This is a genomic window from Deltaproteobacteria bacterium, from assembly GCA_020845895.1.
GTDB lineage: Bacteria > Lernaellota > Lernaellaia > JACKCT01 > JACKCT01 > JADLEX01.
In genome coordinates this window covers 15009-32775 of record JADLEX010000091.1, presented here as the reverse complement: position 1 = coordinate 32775, position 17767 = coordinate 15009, and the positions used below count along the sequence as shown (strand labels likewise).

Annotated in this window: 16 protein-coding genes; 11 read left to right on the top strand and 5 right to left on the bottom strand. The window is 63.7% G+C overall.

Going from position 1 to position 17767, the window contains the following annotated elements; genetic code table 11:
• The first annotated feature begins 292 nt into the window (after positions 1-292).
• Together IT350_12030 and IT350_12025 are read left to right on the top strand one after the other, a co-directional pair.
• Positions 293-1627, top strand: coding sequence for a hypothetical protein (locus IT350_12030; protein ID MCC6158771.1), 1335 nt, complete (start codon positions 293-295; stop codon positions 1625-1627).
• 14 nt (positions 1628-1641) lie between these two features.
• Positions 1642-3246 carry a hypothetical protein gene (locus IT350_12025; protein ID MCC6158770.1) on the top strand — a complete coding sequence of 535 codons (1605 nt, stop codon included), beginning with the start codon at positions 1642-1644 and terminating at the stop codon, positions 3244-3246.
• Between the two features lie 66 nt (positions 3247-3312).
• Here the strand turns inward: IT350_12025 and IT350_12020 are convergent, their stop codons facing one another.
• The 4 genes from IT350_12020 to IT350_12005 all read right to left on the bottom strand — a co-directional run bounded on the left by IT350_12020 (position 3313) and on the right by IT350_12005 (position 7239).
• Positions 3313-4224 (bottom strand): Mrp/NBP35 family ATP-binding protein, encoded by a 912-nt coding sequence (locus IT350_12020; protein ID MCC6158769.1) that lies wholly within the window; start codon positions 4222-4224, stop codon positions 3313-3315.
• Positions 4225-4394: 170 nt separating this feature from the next.
• Positions 4395-6122 carry a DNA polymerase/3'-5' exonuclease PolX gene (polX, locus tag IT350_12015; GenBank protein ID MCC6158768.1) on the bottom strand — a complete coding sequence of 576 codons (1728 nt, stop codon included), beginning with the start codon at positions 6120-6122 and terminating at the stop codon, positions 4395-4397.
• Between the two features lie 5 nt (positions 6123-6127).
• Entirely contained in the window at positions 6128-6598 is a 471-nt protein-coding gene (bcp, locus tag IT350_12010; protein ID MCC6158767.1) for a thioredoxin-dependent thiol peroxidase, read from the bottom strand.
• Complete coding sequence (locus IT350_12005; GenBank protein ID MCC6158766.1) at positions 6595-7239, bottom strand: flavodoxin family protein; 645 nt, start codon at positions 7237-7239, stop codon at positions 6595-6597. Before IT350_12005 ends, bcp begins: the two co-directional genes overlap by 4 nt.
• Positions 7240-7301: 62 nt before the next feature.
• Between IT350_12005 and IT350_12000 the strand changes: the two genes are divergently transcribed.
• The 5 genes from IT350_12000 (at position 7302) to holA (ending at position 10763) form a co-directional block, all read left to right on the top strand.
• Complete coding sequence (locus IT350_12000; protein MCC6158765.1) at positions 7302-8396, top strand: DHH family phosphoesterase; 1095 nt, start codon at positions 7302-7304, stop codon at positions 8394-8396.
• Positions 8393-8581 carry a rubredoxin gene (locus tag IT350_11995; protein ID MCC6158764.1) on the top strand — a complete coding sequence of 63 codons (189 nt, stop codon included), beginning with the start codon at positions 8393-8395 and terminating at the stop codon, positions 8579-8581. The genes IT350_12000 and IT350_11995 overlap by 4 nt, the downstream gene beginning before the upstream one ends.
• A gap of 111 nt (positions 8582-8692) precedes the next feature.
• Positions 8693-9175 (top strand): hypothetical protein, encoded by a 483-nt coding sequence (locus tag IT350_11990; protein MCC6158763.1) that lies wholly within the window; start codon positions 8693-8695, stop codon positions 9173-9175.
• A 104-nt stretch (positions 9176-9279) separates the two neighbouring features.
• Positions 9280-9759 carry a hypothetical protein gene (locus IT350_11985; protein ID MCC6158762.1) on the top strand — a complete coding sequence of 160 codons (480 nt, stop codon included), beginning with the start codon at positions 9280-9282 and terminating at the stop codon, positions 9757-9759.
• Positions 9756-10763 carry a DNA polymerase III subunit delta gene (gene holA, locus IT350_11980; GenBank protein MCC6158761.1) on the top strand — a complete coding sequence of 336 codons (1008 nt, stop codon included), beginning with the start codon at positions 9756-9758 and terminating at the stop codon, positions 10761-10763. Before IT350_11985 ends, holA begins: the two co-directional genes overlap by 4 nt.
• On the opposite strand, the gene rpsT is transcribed toward holA, so the two are convergent.
• On the bottom strand, positions 10742-11011 hold the full coding sequence (gene rpsT, locus IT350_11975) for a 30S ribosomal protein S20 (GenBank protein MCC6158760.1): 270 nt from the start codon (positions 11009-11011) through the stop codon (positions 10742-10744). The two genes, holA and rpsT, sit on opposite strands and share 22 nt — an antisense overlap.
• 116 nt (positions 11012-11127) lie before the next feature.
• On the opposite strand from rpsT, the gene murJ reads away from it, so the two are divergent.
• The 4 genes from murJ to IT350_11955 all read left to right on the top strand — a co-directional run bounded on the left by murJ (position 11128) and on the right by IT350_11955 (position 17767).
• A complete protein-coding gene (murJ, locus tag IT350_11970; protein MCC6158759.1) occupies positions 11128-12807 on the top strand; it encodes a murein biosynthesis integral membrane protein MurJ in 1680 nt (559 codons plus the stop codon).
• 71 nt (positions 12808-12878) lie between these two features.
• A complete protein-coding gene (locus IT350_11965; protein MCC6158758.1) occupies positions 12879-15860 on the top strand; it encodes a phosphoribosylformylglycinamidine synthase in 2982 nt (993 codons plus the stop codon).
• 9 nt (positions 15861-15869) lie between these two features.
• Positions 15870-16685, top strand: a complete 816-nt coding sequence (locus IT350_11960; protein MCC6158757.1) for a phosphoribosylformylglycinamidine synthase subunit PurQ — start codon at positions 15870-15872, stop codon at positions 16683-16685.
• 5 nt (positions 16686-16690) lie between these two features.
• Positions 16691-17767, top strand: coding sequence for a flippase-like domain-containing protein (locus IT350_11955; protein MCC6158756.1), 1077 nt, complete (start codon positions 16691-16693; stop codon positions 17765-17767).

The following is a 17767-nucleotide window of genomic DNA, read 5'->3' as shown; positions in this document are numbered from 1 at the left end:
GTACGAGAGCGACTCGTGCTTTTACGGTCCCGATGCGGCCGCGGCGGTCGGCGCGAAGCTGCGCGAGGCGATTTCGGATCTCGGGTCCGGCGCGGTAACGAACGCGAAATAACCCTTGGAAATCCGTTACGTTTCGGTTACAAAAGCGTGGGCTTTGAATTCCCGTTCAAATGAACGGACGATCGAGTGGGGAATTTGCGATGCGTACGCCGATTCGAGCTGGGCGAATCGGCGTCGTGACATGCGCTCGCCGGATTTGCGCGCCGCGCGTGAGGAAGGGCGTCGAGACCACATGAAATCCATTTGTCGTGTTTTCTTTGCGGCAATCGTCGTTTCGATGACGATGGGCGCATCCTGGGCATGGGCGCAGGAGGAACCGGCGAGCGGCAGCGCATCGCAGGTCATCGCGCCGAAGAAAGATCCGCCGTTCGGCGAGTACGGGCGCTGGATCAAACATCAGGAGAAGCTGCTCGGCTCGATGGAAACGCTCTGGGGCGCCTCCTCGACGATTCCCGAGGGCTACGGCATCTTCTTTTTCGGATGGCAGCACCGTCGGGCGTGGAAGCGCTTCGATCAGGATCGCAAGATCGACGATGTCGTGCCCGTCATCGTCGCCCCCGATCCCTTCGAGAAAAAGGGAAAGTTCTTCGAGTTCGATTTCGGCGTGAGCGGTCGTCTGCAGGGCTACGGCGCGGGGTTTCAATACGGGCTCAGGGACAATTTGACGGTGGGCATCAACACCTTCTGGGCCGTCATCCACATCGATATCGACCCGATCTTCACGCCGGGCAGCTCGGATGAGATCGGCGTCGTCACCCGCGAGGACTTCTACAAGGTGCTCGTCGAAATGGGCCGTCCGATCCCGGTGACGGAGTACGACTCCTCGCCCGCGGACCTCGGCGACACGACGATCGACGCGAAGTGGAATCCGTGGCGCGGAAAGTACGTGTCGACCGGCGTCACCGGCGGCATCATCACGCCCACCGCACACCGTGCCGATCCGAATCAGGCGATCATCTTCGGCCTCGGACCCGATCTCGACGTCGGCGCGACGACCTGGGGCGGCAAGCTCGGGGGAATCTTCGACGTGCGCCTGCCCGATCCCGTCAAGTGGGTGACCTTCAGCTTCTCGGCCGAAGGCGCGGCGTTTCTGGAGACCATCCGGGATACGCCGGAATTCCCGAAGCAGAATCAGGACGTAAAAGACTACCTCGCCAGTCAGGGCGTGGACGTCAACATCTTCCCGGATCTCTCGGATATCGCGGGCACCTACGGCTATACGCCGGGGCCGTGGTTCGCGGCGCAGGCGGGCATCGGCATGGGCCCGCTGTCCATCGCGTACCGTCACGGGTTCGCGGGTGCGGCAACGTATCGCACCAATAGCGAGGGGCTCAAGACGCTGATCGACGAGATCGGCCTCGTGGGCTACGGCGACGACGGCAAGGTCGTCGTGAACATGATCGCGCCGCTGACGCCGCTCTTCATCCCCGGCCTTCTGAGTTTCAACTTCGAATACGCGACGGACGGGCGCAACGCCCTGATTTTCCGCGACGTGTACACGATCGGCGTCGGCCTCGGCTTCCCGCTCGCCGTGCCGGATCGCTATAAGATGGGGCCGAAATCATGACGACGAGACGCACCATGAAACGCACGGGGATCGTTGTTGTTTTGATCGCGTTGTTTGCCGGGGCGTCGGTCGGCGTCGTGTCCTGCATGGGTGAAGACCCCAAGGACATGGAACTGCACGACTTGCTGCGCGAAGGGCGACGCTCGCTGGAGGCCGGCGACGCGGGCGAGGCGTACAATCTCTTCCTGCGGGCGAGGCGCATCGCGCCCGATCACCCGCAGGCGCAGTGGGGCACCGTGCTCGCCAACGATCTGCTCGTCTGGCGAAACCTCACGGGCATCATCGACCTGCTCTCCGGCGTCTACGTAAAAGACCAGGATCTGGACTCGTGTGTCGAGGCGTGCGATCGGCTCGGCGTCTGCGACTTCTACGACGACTTCAATACCACCAAGGAGCGCTGCGTCGCCGATTGCCCGTGGAAGCTCCAGCCTTATATGTTCGAGGAGGTCCTGGCTGCGCCGACCTGCGAGGACATCTATCTCGGCGCGGCCGAGTGGATCATCCACACTCCGCCCGAGGAATGCGAAAAGCTCTGCACGAGCCTCAAGAACTGCGGGCTCATCAATCCGCCGATGACCTACAACATGGCGGAGTGCATCGACAACTGCCCCCGCATGTACGTCGTGCGTCACAGCAGTTGCTACACGCAGGACCATCTGGACACCTGCAACCGCTTCGACCGGACCTGCTTCGAGCACACGGTGCTCGGCATTCAGATTCTCGTGGACAAGCTCGGCGACAGCCGCGTGCCCGAGACGATCGCCTTCGCCGATCGGCTCCTCGAGTACGCCGACCCATATCAGTACTACCTGCGATACTACGTGTGGGGTCTGCGTCAGCCGGAGGTCGAGATCAACCTGCCCGGCCGTTTCTCTCGCGCCGAGCTGTACCTGAGCAAGGGGCTTGGGTATTTTTGGCAGTTCTTCGTGCGCTTCGTCGTCGCGCAAAACCTCGACATCAACACCGTGACCTTCGACCAGTTCAAGTGGAACGGGACGATGTGCGAGACGATCCTCAACGACTTCTACATCTCGATCCGCAACACGCTCTACGATCCGATCTTCCCGAACGCGCTGCTGCTCAAGGAACCGCACGACGAGTCCGTTCAGAACATGAAGGAAGCCGGAATAGCGCTCGGAAACATGTTCGAGTCGTTCGCGACGATGTTCGACGCCATGATGGGCGAGATCGACATCCAGGACGGCCGCTCGCTGCGTTACGACGACAAGAACGAAAACATGCGCTGGGACGAGGACGAGACGTGGGTGGTGTGGGACACGGGCGAGGAATTCACCAAGGCCGAGACGATGGAACTGCGTCGTCTCTTCCTGCTTCTCTCCGACAACTTCCTGAACGGCACGCTCATCGCCATCGACGAGTTCAAACAGACCCTGGATGTCTTCGGGCTCGGGCTCTTCGGATTCGTGCTCGACCTGTATCAGGACTGGTCGGGCAATAGCTACATCAATCCGGGCTACTATTTCGCCAATGCGCAGCCCGAGGGCTTGCGGCCGGCGGGCGAGCAGCTCGTCGATATGATGAAGTGGCTCAGGCGCAGTTCGGACACGTTCCCCGAGTGGCTCGGCTGCGGCGACCTGAAGGAACTCGGCGAAAGCTGATTTCGATTTACGCGAGAACGACGAGCGAACGGGCGTGTCGCCCGTCCGTTTTCCTTCCGGTCCCGATCAGCGAGATTTGACGAATTGGATCGGTGTATAGCCCGGCCGCTCGACGGGCAGCGTCTTCGCGATCTCGAAGATCGTGTCGGCAATCTGCGCAAATGCCTTGGCCGTTGCGCTGTCGGCGTTCAGGGCCAGATACGGTTCGCCGAGGTCACCCGCGCGCACGACGGCGGGGTCGATCGGCAGTCGGCCGAGGAACCGCACGTTGAACTGCGCCGCGAGCTTTTCGCCGCCGCCGGTCTTGAACAGCTCCTCGAAGTGGCCGCATTGGGGGCACGTGTAACCCGACAGGTTTTCGATCACGCCCAGGATCGGCATGTTGACCTTTTGGCAGAAGTGCACCGATTTGCGGACGTCGGTGAGGGCGATTTCCTGAGGCGTCGTCACAACGATCGCCTGCACACCGGTGAAGGTCTGCGCCACGGTCAGCGGTTCGTCGCTCGTGCCCGGGGGGCAATCGATGATCATGAAGTCGAGATCGCCCCACTCGATATCCGCGAGGAACTGACGGATCGCGCCGATCTTCATCGGGCCGCGCCAGATGACCGCCTTGTCGGACAAATCGATCAGGTGAGCGATCGAAAGCACCTTCAGGTTTTCGGAATGAACGATCGGGTGCACGCGCGTGCCGTCGAACTCGGCCTGCGCGCCGTCGAGACCGAGAAGCCCGGGCACGCTCGGTCCCGTGAGATCCACATCCATGAGGCCGACCTTCCAACCCGCCTTCGCGAGCGCGACGGCAAGATTGACGGACACGGTGCTCTTGCCGACGCCGCCCTTGCCGCTCATGACGAGAAACTTGTAACGGACGTTGGCGAGCGTTTCGGCGATGCGCTGATCCTGCTCCTGCTTCGGATCGCCGTGGCCGTGCTGATGATGATCGTGTTGATGGTCGTGGTGATCGTGGTCGGACATCGAAGACTTCTCCGTGAATTTCGCTTCGGCGGTGTCGTTTACGTCCCTCTCGCCCCGCCGTCAACGGCAAGGCGATGGCCCGCGCGGATACTGGGTCGGCGATGGCCACCGGTCAATGTCAGAGATCATCGATCGTGTCGCCGTCATGAAAAAACGAGGGTGATATCCGACTAACTATTCCGCCGGGCGCCTGCGAAAGTCAGAAATTCCTCCGCGTCGAGCGTGTTCAAAACGTCCGAGCTGCGCGCCCAGCCCTTGCGCGCAATATCCACGCCGAAGCCCGAGTACGCGAGTTGCTGCGTGCTGTGAGCGTCGGGGCAGATCGCGATGCACACGCCGAGCCCGATCGCCTTTTTCACGAGCCGCCAGTCGAGATCGAGGCGATACGGATTCGCGTTGATCTCGATCGCACAGCCCGATTCGGCGCAGGCTTCTACCACAGCGTCCATGTCGATCTCGTAGGGTTCGCGGCGTAGCAATAAACGGCCCGTGGGATGTCCCAACATCGTCGTGAAGGGGTTGCGCGCGGCGCGGATCACGCGCGCGGTCATGTCGTTGCGGCTCATTTGAAAGTGCGAGTGCACGCTGGCGATGACGAAATCGAACGACGCGAGCACGTCGTCGTCGTAGTCGAGTGAACCGTCTTTGCGGATATCCGACTCGATGCCTTTGAGCACGCGGAACTCGTGCGCCGCGTTGAATTCGTCGATCTCGGCGTGCTGGCGGCGCACCGCGTCGGGTTTCAGGCCGCCGGCCACCGTGGAACTTTGGCTGTGGTCGGCGAGTCCCAGATACGCGAAGCCCAAGTCGCGCGCGGCGGCAGCCATATCGGCGATCGACGCGGTGCCGTCGGAATACTGCGTGTGCGCGTGCAGAACACCGCGCAGCTCGCCCGACTCGACCAGCGCCGGCAACGCCCCGGACTGGGCGGCGTCGATCTCGCCCAGATCCTCGCGCAGTTCCGGCGGGATGACCGCGAGGCCCAACGCCTCGAACGCGTCGCGTTCGTCGGGGCAGGGGATGCGAGTGCCGTCCTCGCGTTCGAGGCCATACTCGCTGAGCTTCATTCCCATCGATTTCGCGCGGCGGCGCATGGCGACGTTGTGATCGGCGCTGCCCGTGAAGTGCGCGAGCGCCGCGCCGAAGACCGATGCGTCGACCATGCGCAGGTCGCACGCCATTCCGCTGCCAAGAATCACGGAGCACTTCGTCTCGCCCTTGCCCGTCACGCGAGTCACCCCGGGCAGCGACGTGAACGCATCCGCGAGCCGGGTGACGTCGCTCGTGGCGGCGAGGAGGTCGATGTCCTTTACCGTCTCCCGGCGGCGACGCAGCGATCCGGCAATCTCGATCCGTTCTGCGAAGGGAGCCAGCGCCGCCGCGACGCCCGTCGCGACATCGAGTGCGGTGTGAAGATGGAACCGACCGGAATAGCTGCGAAGGTGCGTGATGCCCGCAAGGATGTTCGCGACGCTTTTCTCGCCCATGCGCGGGAGCTTCGCGATCCTTCCGTCGAGGCAGGCGGATTCGAGTGCGTCGATGTTCGTGACGCCGAGTTCCTCGTAAAGTTTTCGCACGGTCTTGGGGCCGAGACCGGAGATGTCGAGCAGATCGGTGAGCCCGGCCGGAAATGACGCTTCGAGATCGTCGAGAACGCCCAGACGACCCGAGGCCGCGAGTTCGGCCAGATCCGCGGCGATGCCCTTTCCGATTCCCTCGACTTGACCGCCCGCCGAAGCGGTCGCGAGTTCGGCGAACGAGCCGTCCCAGGTTTCCACCGCCCGGGCCGCGCGATCGAAGGCGCGCGCCTTGAACGGGTTTTCACCCGCGAGTTCGAGCAGGACGCCGACCTTGCGCAGCGTCTTCGCCACGACCTTTTTGTCGAGTTCCGCGCCCATGGAGGTCAGGGCATGCCCTTCACGAATTCGAGCACCTTGTCCATGTGCCCGTCCACCTTCACGCCCCGCCACTGGCCCGCGACCTTCCCCGCCGCATCGATGACGAAGGTCGAACGGATGACGCCCGTGACCTTCTTGCCGTACATCGACTTTTCGCCGTAGGCGCCGTACTTCGATGCCACGGCGTGGTCCTTGTCCGTGAGCAGGGGAAAGTTCAGGCCGTATTTTGTCGTGAACTTCTGGTGCGACGCCGCCGCATCCGACGACACGCCGAGAATCACCGTTCTCAGTTCGTCGAAGTCCGCCTTCAGATCGCGAAACCCACAAGCTTCGCGGGTGCAGCCCGGGGTGTCGTCCTTGGGGTAGAAGTACAGCACAACCTTGCGCCCGGCGTAATCGCCGAGCTTGTGAACCTTGCCCTCGGCGTCGGGCATCGAGAACGCGGGTGCCTTTTTCCCCTTCAGATCGTCACTCATGGTATTCCCCCCTCGCGGCGCTGCCGCACCGACTGATAACCCATTTCTCGCGCGACGCGCACGGCCTCGTGATCTTCGCCGATCGGGCCCCGGACGTCGAGATTGGGAATCGTCACCGAATCGCCGACCCGTCCCCAGATGGCCTGCATCAGATATTTGAACGTGGCGTTCACGCCGTCGAAGTTCTTCATGCTCGGCGCGCCGCCCGTCGCGAGCAGATAACCGACGGGGCCGCGACGTTCCGTGTGGCCGAGGCGGTATCTGCGCGCCCAGTGCGCCTGAAACCGGTCGACGAAGTTCTTGGTCATGCCGGGAAATCCCGAAAAATAGACCGGGGTGGAGACCACAAAGATGTCGGAATCTTGAACGCGATCGGCGAGCGGACCGTGGTCGTCCAGAATCACGCACCGCCCGTGCGCCTCGCATTCGGCGCACCCGTCGCAGGGCGCGATGGAAAGCTCGGTGATCGCGAGACGCGCGACCGACGCGCCGGCCTCGCGCGCACCCGCCACGAACGCGTCGAGCAATCGGTCGGAGCTTCCGCCCCGCCGTGGGCTTCCCGCCAGCGCGATCACGCGGATTTCGTCGTCACGAATCACCAAATGCCGCTCCGAATCCGCGAGTGCGTTTCTTGCCCGCACTTCGTTCTCCGGTCTATGATGCCTCAACTTTCGTTCAATGGCATTTATCGACGTTCGACGCGATGATTCAAGCCAAGGGAAAACTCGCGGATCTGCTGGCCGCCCTGGAAGGCGCGGGGCGCGTGCTCATTCTCACGCACAACCATCCCGATCCCGACGCCATCGCCTCGGCATTCGCGCTGCGTCATATCCTCGCGCACACGCACTCCGCCAAGGTGAAGATCGGCTACGGCGGCAACCTGGGCCGCGCGGAAAACCGCGCCATGGTGCGTCTGCTGCGTATCCCCATCCATGAGATGAGCACCGGGCAAGCGGCGCGGTTCAAGTTCATCGCGCTCGTCGATGGGCACCCGAAGGCTAAGAACGTGCTCATCAAGAAGGGACTGCGTTATTCGGTGGTGATCGATCACCACATCTCGCGTCGCGAGTGCCCGGCCTCGTTCGCGGACCTGCGCGTATCCTACGGCGCGACCTGTTCGATCCTCGCCGAATACATCCGCGACAACGACATCCCCCTGGACGCGCGCGTGGCGACCGCGCTGTATTACGGGATCAAGTCCGACATCGCGGACCTGGGGCGCGATGCCTCGGATGCCGACTTCCGTATGCTTCAGGATCTCTACTCGAAGATCAGTTTGCGCTGGTTGACGCGCATCGAGCGCGCCCGGGTGCCCCGGCGGTACTATCGGCACTACGCCGTCGCGCTCGCCAATGCGAGGATCGTCGAGGACGTGATCGTCAGCGACATGGGTCGCATCACGAACCCGGAAACCGTCGCCGAACTCGCGGATTTTTTCCTCAAGACCGAAGGCGTGAGCTGGACGCTGTGTCTCGGCGTCATCGACCACCGGCTTCAGTTTTCGCTGCGGACAGTCCGCAAGGGCCGAAGCGCGGGGGCGATTGCCGCGCAGCTCGTCGGTCGGCGCGGGTCTGCGGGAGGTCACGACCGGTCGGCGGGTGGGACGCTGCCGCTCGAAGACGCGAATGCCGAAAAAATCGGTGAGGAGCGCCATCGGCTGGTCACGGAATTTTGTCGTATCGTGGGCCGGGATTTCGCCGACGCTCATCGTCTGGTGCCCGAACCCGCGCTCGCGGATATCGGTCCCGTCGGACACGAACCCGAGGAACCCCGCGCGCGCAACGGAGACCGCTCGTGAAGTTCAAGTGCCTGAAATGCAGCTACATCTACGACCCGGCGCTGGGTTGTCCCCAGATGAACGTCCCGCCGGGGACGGATTTTCGCGACCTGCCCGAGGGATTTCGATGCCCGATCTGCGGTGTCGATCTCACGCAGTTCGAGCGGCTCGACAAGTGGAAACGGCGTCACGGAATTCCGACGTGAAATCGGGCGAAAATCGGCACATACGACGCGCCGAATGGAGTGGACGTTATTGACAGTCCGCGCCGGTGCCCGTATAAACCGAGCAGATTTCGCCACCCGGGGGCATCCGCGATGAAAAAGGCTCTTCTGGTCGTTTTGACGGCACTGCTCGTTTCCGCCGTCCCGCTGGCCGCCGCGGCCGACACCTTGCAGCCCCCCGATCAGTGGCTGACCTTCGACGGCACCTATTGGGACCACAAGAACGGCGTGCGCGTCAGCAACCTGCTGCTCGATTTCGACAAGGGCCAGGTCAATCGGCTGTATTTTCGGCTCACGCCCCTGCGCGGCGGCGTGGTGGTGAACGACGTGGTCATCGAGTCCGGCGGGCAAATCATCTACCGGCACTCTGACCAGACCAAGATGAATTTCAACCTGCACTTCTTCGAGAGCGCGGTGAAGCACTACGAGCAGCGCATGTTTTTCTCGCCGCCGCTTCAGAACTTCGACAAGGCCACGGGCGTGGTGAAGTTTTACTTCACCGCCGGCAACGAGCGCTACGTGGTCACGTGGGCCGCGGCCGACAACTCCTTCGTGGTCAACGTCATCAAAGACTGAGCGGTCCGCTCATGGCGGCAAGCGAAGCGGCACGCCCGACGGGTGTGCCGTTTTTCGTCGCGCGTGAGAGAATTCTTCGGTCTTTCGCGGGGATGATAGTGCTCGTGGCGGCGACATCCTGCGGTTACGCACGCGAGGCGCGGGGCGTCAATCTGGATTCGTCGATTCATCGGGTCGCCATTCCGGTTTTTCGAAACGACACATACGAGGCGGGCCTCGAATCGGTCGTGACCGACGCGATTCGCGGTGAGTTCCTGCTGCATCGGTTCGTGGAACTCGCGAACGTCGAAGACGCCGACGCGGTGCTGGTCGGCGTTATCCGCAAGTTCAACTCCAAACCAATCAGCTTTTCGCGTTCGGACTTTGCGGTGGAGTATCGCGCCTCGATGCAGGTGCATGTCAAAATCGTCCTCCCCGATGGCCGCGTGATCTGGAACGATCGCACCATTGCGCAGATCGCCGACTATCAGGCGCCGCCGGACATTTTCGAGAGCGAGGCGAACAAGAAAGGCGCGATTCGCAGCATCGCCGAGCGCATGGCGGACGACTTGCACGCGCGCATCTTCGACGGATTTGCCGAATGACGCTCGAGGAACTGGAAAAACAGGTCGCGAAGTCGGTCGCGCCGATCTACGTGGTGATCGGTCCGTCGGCCTACATCCGCGTGCGCGCCAATCACCTCATCGTCACGGCGGCGCTGGGCGGCGGGAACGCCGACTTCAACATGGACCGCCTGCAGGGCGGGCAGGACTCTCTGGCGAACCTTTCTCGCATCGCGCGCACGTACCCGATGATGGCCGCGCGGCGCGTGGTACTTATCCGCGGCGCCCACAACCTGAAACCCGAGGATCTGCAACTGCTGGGCACGCTCGCGCAGGAACGACTCGACACCTGCACGATCGTCGTCGAGGGCGAAAAACTCGACAAACGCTCGGCGCTCGCCAAGGTGGCCAAGACCGACGGGACGCTGGTGGAATTCGAGAAATTGAAGGCGAATCAGGTTGCCGGGTGGGCGTCGCGCATGGCGCGCGAGCGGGGCAAGAAGCTGGCGGAAGACGCGGCGGCGTTTTTGGCCGCGCAACTCGGCGACGATCTTCACCGGATCGAGTCGGAAGTGGAAAAGAGCGCGCTGTTTGCCGAGGACAAGGCAACGATCGAACTGACGGACGTTCAGGCCGTCATGGTGGCGCTCAAGACCGAGAGCGTTTTCGACATGACCGATGCGATCGGCGAGAAGAACCGGGCCAAGGCGTTCTTTTTTCTCGATGGAATGCTCGAAACCGGCCAACACCCGATCCGGGTGCATTCGGCGATCGCGGGTCATGTGCGCAAGTTGCTGCTGGTGAAGGAACTGCACGAAAAGAAGATGAGCGCGGACGACATCGCGCGCGAAATCGGCGCACACCCGTACGTCGTACAGAAGATGCAGGCGCAGGCGCGCCACTACCGGCGCGACGACCTTCTGCGCGCCCTTGTCAATCTCTCGAAGACGGATTTTGAGCTGAAGAACAGCCGCGCGAACGACCGGATCATCCTCGAACGGATGATCCTGGACCTATGCGGAAATCACGCGGAGGCGAGGGAGTGAACGCGGCGGGCGAGACGGCTGATCTTGCGCGAGGCCGTCTGCTTCTTCACAACGCCCTTGCTGGCCGCCTTGGAGAGCTTCGACGCGGCGTCCTTGAGCAGGTCCGTAATTCCCTCTTTTTCGCCGGCATCGGTCGCGACCATGACTTTCTTGGCCGCGCTGCGCACCGTGGCGCGCACGAAGCGGTTGCGCTCATTGCGTTTTTTGTTCTGACGGTTCCGTTTGACGGCCGAATCGTGATTCGCCACGATGTTCCTCCGGGCTCAGGTCGAAAAACAACGATTTCCCGCGTGTTTGCGGGGCGCTCTCTATACATTTGGCCGTTTGGCGTGTCAAGTCCGCACGTCGGGACCGGGCGGAGCGCATGAGCGAGAAGCGAACCGTTCTGCGGGCCACCGCGGTGGTCGCGGGCGCGACGATGGTCAGCCGCGTGCTCGGTTTCGTGCGCGAGGCGATCATTGCCGCCTATTTCGGCACGGGTATTTACGCCGACGCCTTCTTCGCCGCGTTCCGCATCCCCAACGTCCTACGCCGCCTGTTCGGCGAGGGCTCGCTCACCATCAGCTTCATCCCCATCTACGCCAAGGTCCGCGAGGAGCAGGGGCCCGAGCGCGCCCGGCGGCTCTTCGACGAGGCGTGCACCCTCCTGACCATCATCCTGATCGGCCTCGTCACGCTCGGCATCCTCTTCGCACCCGCCATCGTCTCGTTCATCGCGCCGGGTTTCGGCGAGATCCCGGCCAAGGACGCGATCACGATCCACCTGACGCGGGTGATGCTGCCCTACGCGCTCTTGATTTGCCTCGTTGCGCTCTTCATGGGCGTGCTCAACGCGCACAAACACTTTTTCTCGCCCGCGTTCGCGCCGGTGTTCCTGAATCTGGGCATGATCGGGTGCACCATCGCACTCGCCGCGTACTTCGAGTGGCCGGTCACGTCGGTCGCCGTCGGCGTCATCGTCGGTGGCGTGGCGCAACTCGTCCTGCAACTGCCATCGCTGCGGCGGATTTCGCACATCCCGCGCGTGAATTTTCACTTTCGCGACCCCGAACTCGCGCGCATCGGCCTGATGATGCTGCCGGGCATGATCGGCCTGTCCGTTTCGACGCTCGACGTCTTCGTCAATCAGATTTTCGCATCGTTGCTCGACCCCGGCGCGGTCAGCTACCTCTATTACGCCGACCGCCTCATGGAACTCCCGCAAGGGGTCTTCGCCATCTCCGTGGGCACGGCGCTCCTACCGAGTCTCGCGGCGCTCGCGGCGCGCAACGAACGCGCGCAGCTCGTGGACACCACCAACTACGCGATGCGCATGATCATTTTCGTCAACCTCCCGGCGTCGGTCGGGCTCTACGTGCTCGCCGAACCGATCTGCAACGTGCTTTATCAGCGCGGGCACTACGACCTGAATTCCATGCTCCAGACCGCCCACGCACTTCGTTTCTACGCATTCGGGCTGCTGGGATTCGGCATGCTCCGCGTTCTGGTGCCCACGTTCTACGCCCTCAAGGATTCGCTCACACCCGCGCTCGTCGCCACCGGCGCGCTCACCGTCAACCTCGTCGCCGGGCTGACCATGATGGGACCCACGAATTCCGATGCCGTGGGTTGGATTTCCTGGTACACGCACCACGTCAATCCCACGGGGCCGCTGCGTCACGGGGGGCTCGCGCTCGCGGGCACCCTCGCCGCGTGTTTCAACGCCATCGTGCTGACGGTCATCCTGCGCCGGCGACTCGGCCTCATCGGCGGGCGAAAGCTCGCCAAAGCCCTGTTCACGGCGGGCCTCGGTTCGGCGGTGATGGGATTTTGCGTCAGCCGGATCGCCGGGCTGTTCGACTTCACGACGTCCGGTTTCACGGCGGCCAAGGGCGTCGGCCTCGCTCTGGCGATTGGCGGCGGCATGGCGGCTTACGCCGTGACCGTGGCCGCGATCGACCGGAAGCAGGCCGCCGAAGTCTGGGCGCGCATCCGACGGCGCCGGAAATCCGCGATTGACGCGAAATCCCGCGATTTGCCGCCCGTTTCCACGTCTGGCGACTGACCATCGAATTTGCTAATTTCGGCGCCCCGCCGACCCGGTCGGCGCCGCACGAATTCCGAACGGAGCTGCGCATGGCTCATCGCATCGAAATCATTCCCCTCGATCCCGATCGCGATCCCGTCGGCGCCAAGACCGCGAGGCGCATCCGCGAAGACCTGGGGCTCGACGTTCGCGCGGCGACCACTGTTTTCGTCTTCACGATCGACGCCGATCTCGACGCGTCCGAACTTGCCATGCTCGCCGCCGACACCTATTGCGATCCCATCGTCCAGGCGGGTTTCGTCAATTCGCCGGCCGCGTCACGCTGGGAATTCGACTGGCTGATCGAGGTCGGGTTTCGCCCCGGCGTGACCGACAACATTGGTCGCACTGCTCGCGAGGCAGCGCAGGTGCGCCTCGGTAAGCCCTTCGCCAAGGGGGAGGGAGTCTATACGTCGACGCAGTTTCTGCTGCGAGGATCGCTGACTCCCGCGGACGCGGAACGCATCGCGGGTGATGTGCTGGCCAACAACCTGATCCAACGCGCCGTCGTCGTTCCGCGCGCGAAGTTCGACCTCGCGCGCGGTCGCGCGCCATTCGTGCCGAAGGTGGCCGACCACGTAGTTCCTCCGGTCGAGACGATCGATCTGGAGATCTCCGACGACGATCTCGTGCGCATGAGCCGCGAACGGACCCTCGCGCTCGGCCTCGACGAGATGCGTGTGATTCGCGACCACTATCGCGACGCGTCCGTACGCGACGCGCGGCGGGCGATGGGTCTTCCGCCCGACCGGCCGACCGACGTCGAACTGGAATTGCTCGCGCAGACGTGGTCCGAGCACTGCAAACACAAGATCTTCGCGGCGGATATCGACTACCGTGACGAGAGCGGCTCGCGTCGGATTTCCAGCCTGTTCAAGACGTTCATCCAGGCGTCGACCGCGCGCATCCGGGCCGAAAAGGGTGATCGCGACATCTGCCGCTCGGTCTTCACCGACAACGCGGGCGTCATTGGTTTCACCGACGACTGGTCGCTCGTCATCAAAGTCGAGACGCACAACTCTCCCTCGGCGCTCGATCCTTACGGCGGGGCGCTGACCGGAATTGTGGGCGTCAACCGCGATCCCTTCGGCACCGGCATGGGCGCGAAGCTTTCGTTCAACACGGACGTCTTTTGCTTCGCCACGCCGTTCTGGGATGGCCCCCTGCCGCCGCGCCTGTTGCATCCCAAACGCGTGCTCGAGGGCGTGCGCGAGGGTGTCGAGCACGGCGGAAACAAAAGCGGCATCCCGACGATCAACGGCTCCATCGTGTTCGACGACCGGTTCGTCGGGAAACCGCTCGTCTTTTGCGGGACGGGCGGCGTCCTTCCCGCGATGCTGCATGGCAAGCCCGCGCACGAGAAGTCGATCGAGCCGGGCGACCTGGCCGTGATGGTCGGTGGGCGCATCGGCGCGGACGGCATCCACGGGGCGACGTTTTCGAGCGAGGAGTTGCACGAGGGCAGCCCGGCGACGGCGGTGCAGATCGGCGACCCGATCACGCAAAAGCGCATGACGGATTTTCTACTGGTAGCCCGCGACCGGGGCTACTACCGATTCATCACGGACAACGGCGCGGGCGGCCTCGCCAGCAGCCTTGGCGAAATGGCGCGCACGTGCGGCGGTTGCGAGATCGATCTTGAAAAGGCTCCTTTGAAATACGCCGGTCTCGCGCCGTGGATGATTCTGCTGTCCGAATCGCAGGAGCGCATGTCGCTCGCTATCCCGCCCTCGGATTGGCCGGCGTTCCGAGCGCTCGCAGAGACGATGGAAGTGGAAGCGACCGTCGTGGGACGGTTCACGGATACGGGTCGGTTCGACGTGCGTTACGAGGACGCGACCGTCGCGTCGCTCGCCATGGAATTCCTGCATGACGGCGTTCCGCGCATGCAGCTCGACGCCGTCTGGACGTCGCCGCGCCATGAGGAGCCCGCGCCGCTGGATGACCTGAATGTCGCCGAGACACTCAAGGCACTGCTCGCGCGGCTCAATATCTGCTCCAAGGAATACGTCGTTCGCCAATACGACCACGAGGTGCAGGCGGGCTCCGTGGTCAAACCGCTCGTCGGCGCGCGCCACGACGGGCCGTCCGACGCCGCCGTCTGGCGTCCGCTGCTCGATCGCCACGAGGCTGTCGCCGTTTCGCACGGCATCTGTCCGCGTTACTCGGACATCGACACCTGGCACATGGCGCAAAACGCGATCGACGAGGCGGTGCGCAACGCCGTCGCGGTCGGCGGCGATCCCGACGAAATGGCCGGCCTCGACAACTTCTGCTGGTGCGATCCGGTGAAGAGCGCCGTGACGCCCGATGGCGAATACAAGCTCGCTCAGCTCGTCCGCGCGAACGAAGCCCTGTACGAGGCGACCGTGACGTATGGCCTGCCGTGCGTCAGCGGCAAAGACTCGATGAAAAACGATTACAAGGACGGGGACCGGAAGATCTCGATCCCGCCGACGCTGCTGTTCACGGTGCTCGCGAAGGTGCACGACGCGCGTCAGGCCGTGACCATGGACGCCAAGGCCGCGGGCGATCTCGTCTACGTGCTTGGAACGACGCGCGACGAAACGGGCGCGTCGGAATATCTCGCGCAGCGGGGCTTTGTCGGCAACCGCGCACCGCGCGTGTGTCTCGCGGAGAACATCGCTCTTTATCGTTCGCTGCACGCGGCGATTCGAGCCGGGCTCGTGCGCAGCGCGCACGACTGTTCCGACGGCGGGCTCGCGGTGACGCTGGCCGAGGTCGCGCTTGCCGGCGACCTGGGGCTCGAACTGAATCTCGACGCGATTCCGATCGAGGCGGCGATGCCGCTCGACGCGCAGTTGTTTTCGGAAAGCGCGGGTCGATTTGTCGTCACGATACGTCCCGAGGACTCCGGGAAATTCGAGAACGCGCTCGTGGGGCATGTGTATGCGCATGTGGGCGAGGTGACCGCAGCCAGGCGGCTTCGCATGGTATGGAATGGACGCGCGCTTTGCGATGCGGCCACGGACGACCTGCGTACGGCGTGGCAAGCCACGCTTCGGTTCTAGGGGTAAACGATGACGAAAGTCCGCTCACTCGTCGTCACCGGAAACGGCGTGAATTGCGAAATGGAAATGGCGCACGCGAATCGCCTCGCCGGGGCGGACGAGGTCGTCGTCACGACGATTTACGCGCTGCTCGCGGGGGAGCTCCGCCTCGACGGATTTCAACTCCTCAACCTGCCCGGCGGGTTTATGGACGGCGACGATCTGGGCAGCGCGAAGGCCGGCGCGGTGCGTTGGCGTTACGCCCGCGTCGCCGGGACGGATGAGTTTCTCTCCGATCAACTGCGCACGTTCATCGACGCGGGCAAGTGCGTGATCGGCGTGTGCAACGGGTTTCAGCTTCTCATCAAGCTCGGCCTCGTCCCCGCGCTCGGCGGCGATTATTTCGTACAGACCTCGACGCTGACGAACAACGAAAGCGGCCGATTCGAGGATCGCTGGGTTCGGCTCGTCGCGGATTCCGATTCGCCGTGCGTGTTCACGCGAGGCATCGCCTCGCTCGAAGTGCCGGTGCGTCACGGCGAGGGCCGGTTCGTCGCGGCGAGCGCGGAGGTGGAGTCCCAGATCCGGTCGCGGCGGCTCGCGCCGCTACGTTATGCCGATGCGGACGGCCGCGCGACGCAGTCCTATCCCGCGAATCCGAACGGCAGCCCCGACGCCATCGCCGCGTTGTGCGACGAAACCGGCCGCGTCTTCGGCATGATGCCGCATCCCGAGGCATTCCTGCACCGCACCAACCACCCGCGTTGGACACGCGAGCCGATGCCCGAGGAAGGGCAGGGCGTCGCGATCTTCCGTAACGCGGTCGAATACCTGCGCGGTGCGTGAGAGATTTGAGTCACACCCGCCCAACCACGAATCGAGCGCGGCTGTGGCAAGGGGCGTTCGCGCTGATCGTCACGGTCGGGCTCTGCGCGCTGCTCTTTCAAATGGCTTCGCCGGGCGACTTCCATCAGGCGTTGCTGGAAATGCCGTGGGGACGGCTGGCGCTCGGCGCGGCCGCGCTGTCGGCGATGTTCGCGGCGCGGGTGTGGAAGTACAATCTCGCGCTCGGCGATGATCGGCGTCCGTGGGCGGCGATGTATTCCGTCCTCGCGGTGTATTCGTTCCTGAAAAACATGGTGCCGTTTCGCGTGGGCGAACTGTCGCTTATCTATCTTTTCAAGCGCCGGTTCGACATCCCCGCCGCGCAATCGACGGCGGTACTCTATGTCGGTCTCGCTTCCGACATGGTTTCGCTTCTGTTTCTCGGGCTGGCCAGTCTCGTCGGTCTCCATGTGCGTTCACCTTCGCTGCTGGCGGCGCGCCTCTCGATCGCCACGGGCGCTATGCTCGCAGCGGGCGTCGTCCTCTACTACTTCGCTGCCCCGGTTCTGACGTGGACGATGCGTGCACTTGCACCACGCATCGCGAATCGCGGCGACGGCACCGCCGCCCGTCGGGCGCTCGATGCGTTCGAACGCTTCGGGAGCGCACTGGTTCGCTACACGACCGCCGAGCTCACGGTTTTTCTCGTGCTGTCGGGGGTGACGTGGGTCATCCGGTTCGCGATCATCGCCCTCATTCTGCCGGCATGGGACATTCGCCTGGGGTTCATCGAGGTCTGCGCGGTGACGGCGATGATGTCGCTCCTGTCGTCGATTCCGATTCAGGGACTTGCGGGATTCGGCACCATGGAGGCCGCGTGGACGCTTGGTTTCGTCGCGCTCGGTGTGCCGACCGCGCGGGCCGTGACCGTTTCATTTGCCACGCACGTCGCGATTGTCCTGATGATGTTCGCGCACTTCGTCGCCGGTTGGGTCATCTCGCTGGCGGGTCGCGGCGGGACCGGCGATCATGAGCGGCGGGAGAAGAAGCGGTACGCAAAGGCCGAGAACCGACCTCTGGTCGAATCGTTGGATGGGGTGTGA

Excerpts from the sequence above, each read along its gene's own strand:
- IT350_12030 (MCC6158771.1), top strand. The coding sequence starts at position 293 with ATGAAATCCATTTGTCGTGTTTTCTTTGCGGCAATCGTCGTTTCGATG.
- IT350_12025 (MCC6158770.1), top strand. The coding sequence starts at position 1,642 with ATGAAACGCACGGGGATCGTTGTTGTTTTGATCGCGTTGTTTGCCGGG.
- IT350_12020 (MCC6158769.1), bottom strand. The coding sequence starts at position 4,224 with ATGTCCGACCACGATCACCACGACCATCAACACGATCATCATCAGCAC.
- polX (MCC6158768.1), bottom strand. The coding sequence starts at position 6,122 with ATGGGCGCGGAACTCGACAAAAAGGTCGTGGCGAAGACGCTGCGCAAG.
- bcp (MCC6158767.1), bottom strand. The coding sequence starts at position 6,598 with ATGAGTGACGATCTGAAGGGGAAAAAGGCACCCGCGTTCTCGATGCCC.
- IT350_12000 (MCC6158765.1), top strand. The coding sequence starts at position 7,302 with ATGATTCAAGCCAAGGGAAAACTCGCGGATCTGCTGGCCGCCCTGGAA.
- IT350_11990 (MCC6158763.1), top strand. The coding sequence starts at position 8,693 with ATGAAAAAGGCTCTTCTGGTCGTTTTGACGGCACTGCTCGTTTCCGCC.
- holA (MCC6158761.1), top strand. The coding sequence starts at position 9,756 with ATGACGCTCGAGGAACTGGAAAAACAGGTCGCGAAGTCGGTCGCGCCG.
- murJ (MCC6158759.1), top strand. The coding sequence starts at position 11,128 with ATGAGCGAGAAGCGAACCGTTCTGCGGGCCACCGCGGTGGTCGCGGGC.
- IT350_11965 (MCC6158758.1), top strand. The coding sequence starts at position 12,879 with ATGGCTCATCGCATCGAAATCATTCCCCTCGATCCCGATCGCGATCCC.
- IT350_11960 (MCC6158757.1), top strand. The coding sequence starts at position 15,870 with ATGACGAAAGTCCGCTCACTCGTCGTCACCGGAAACGGCGTGAATTGC.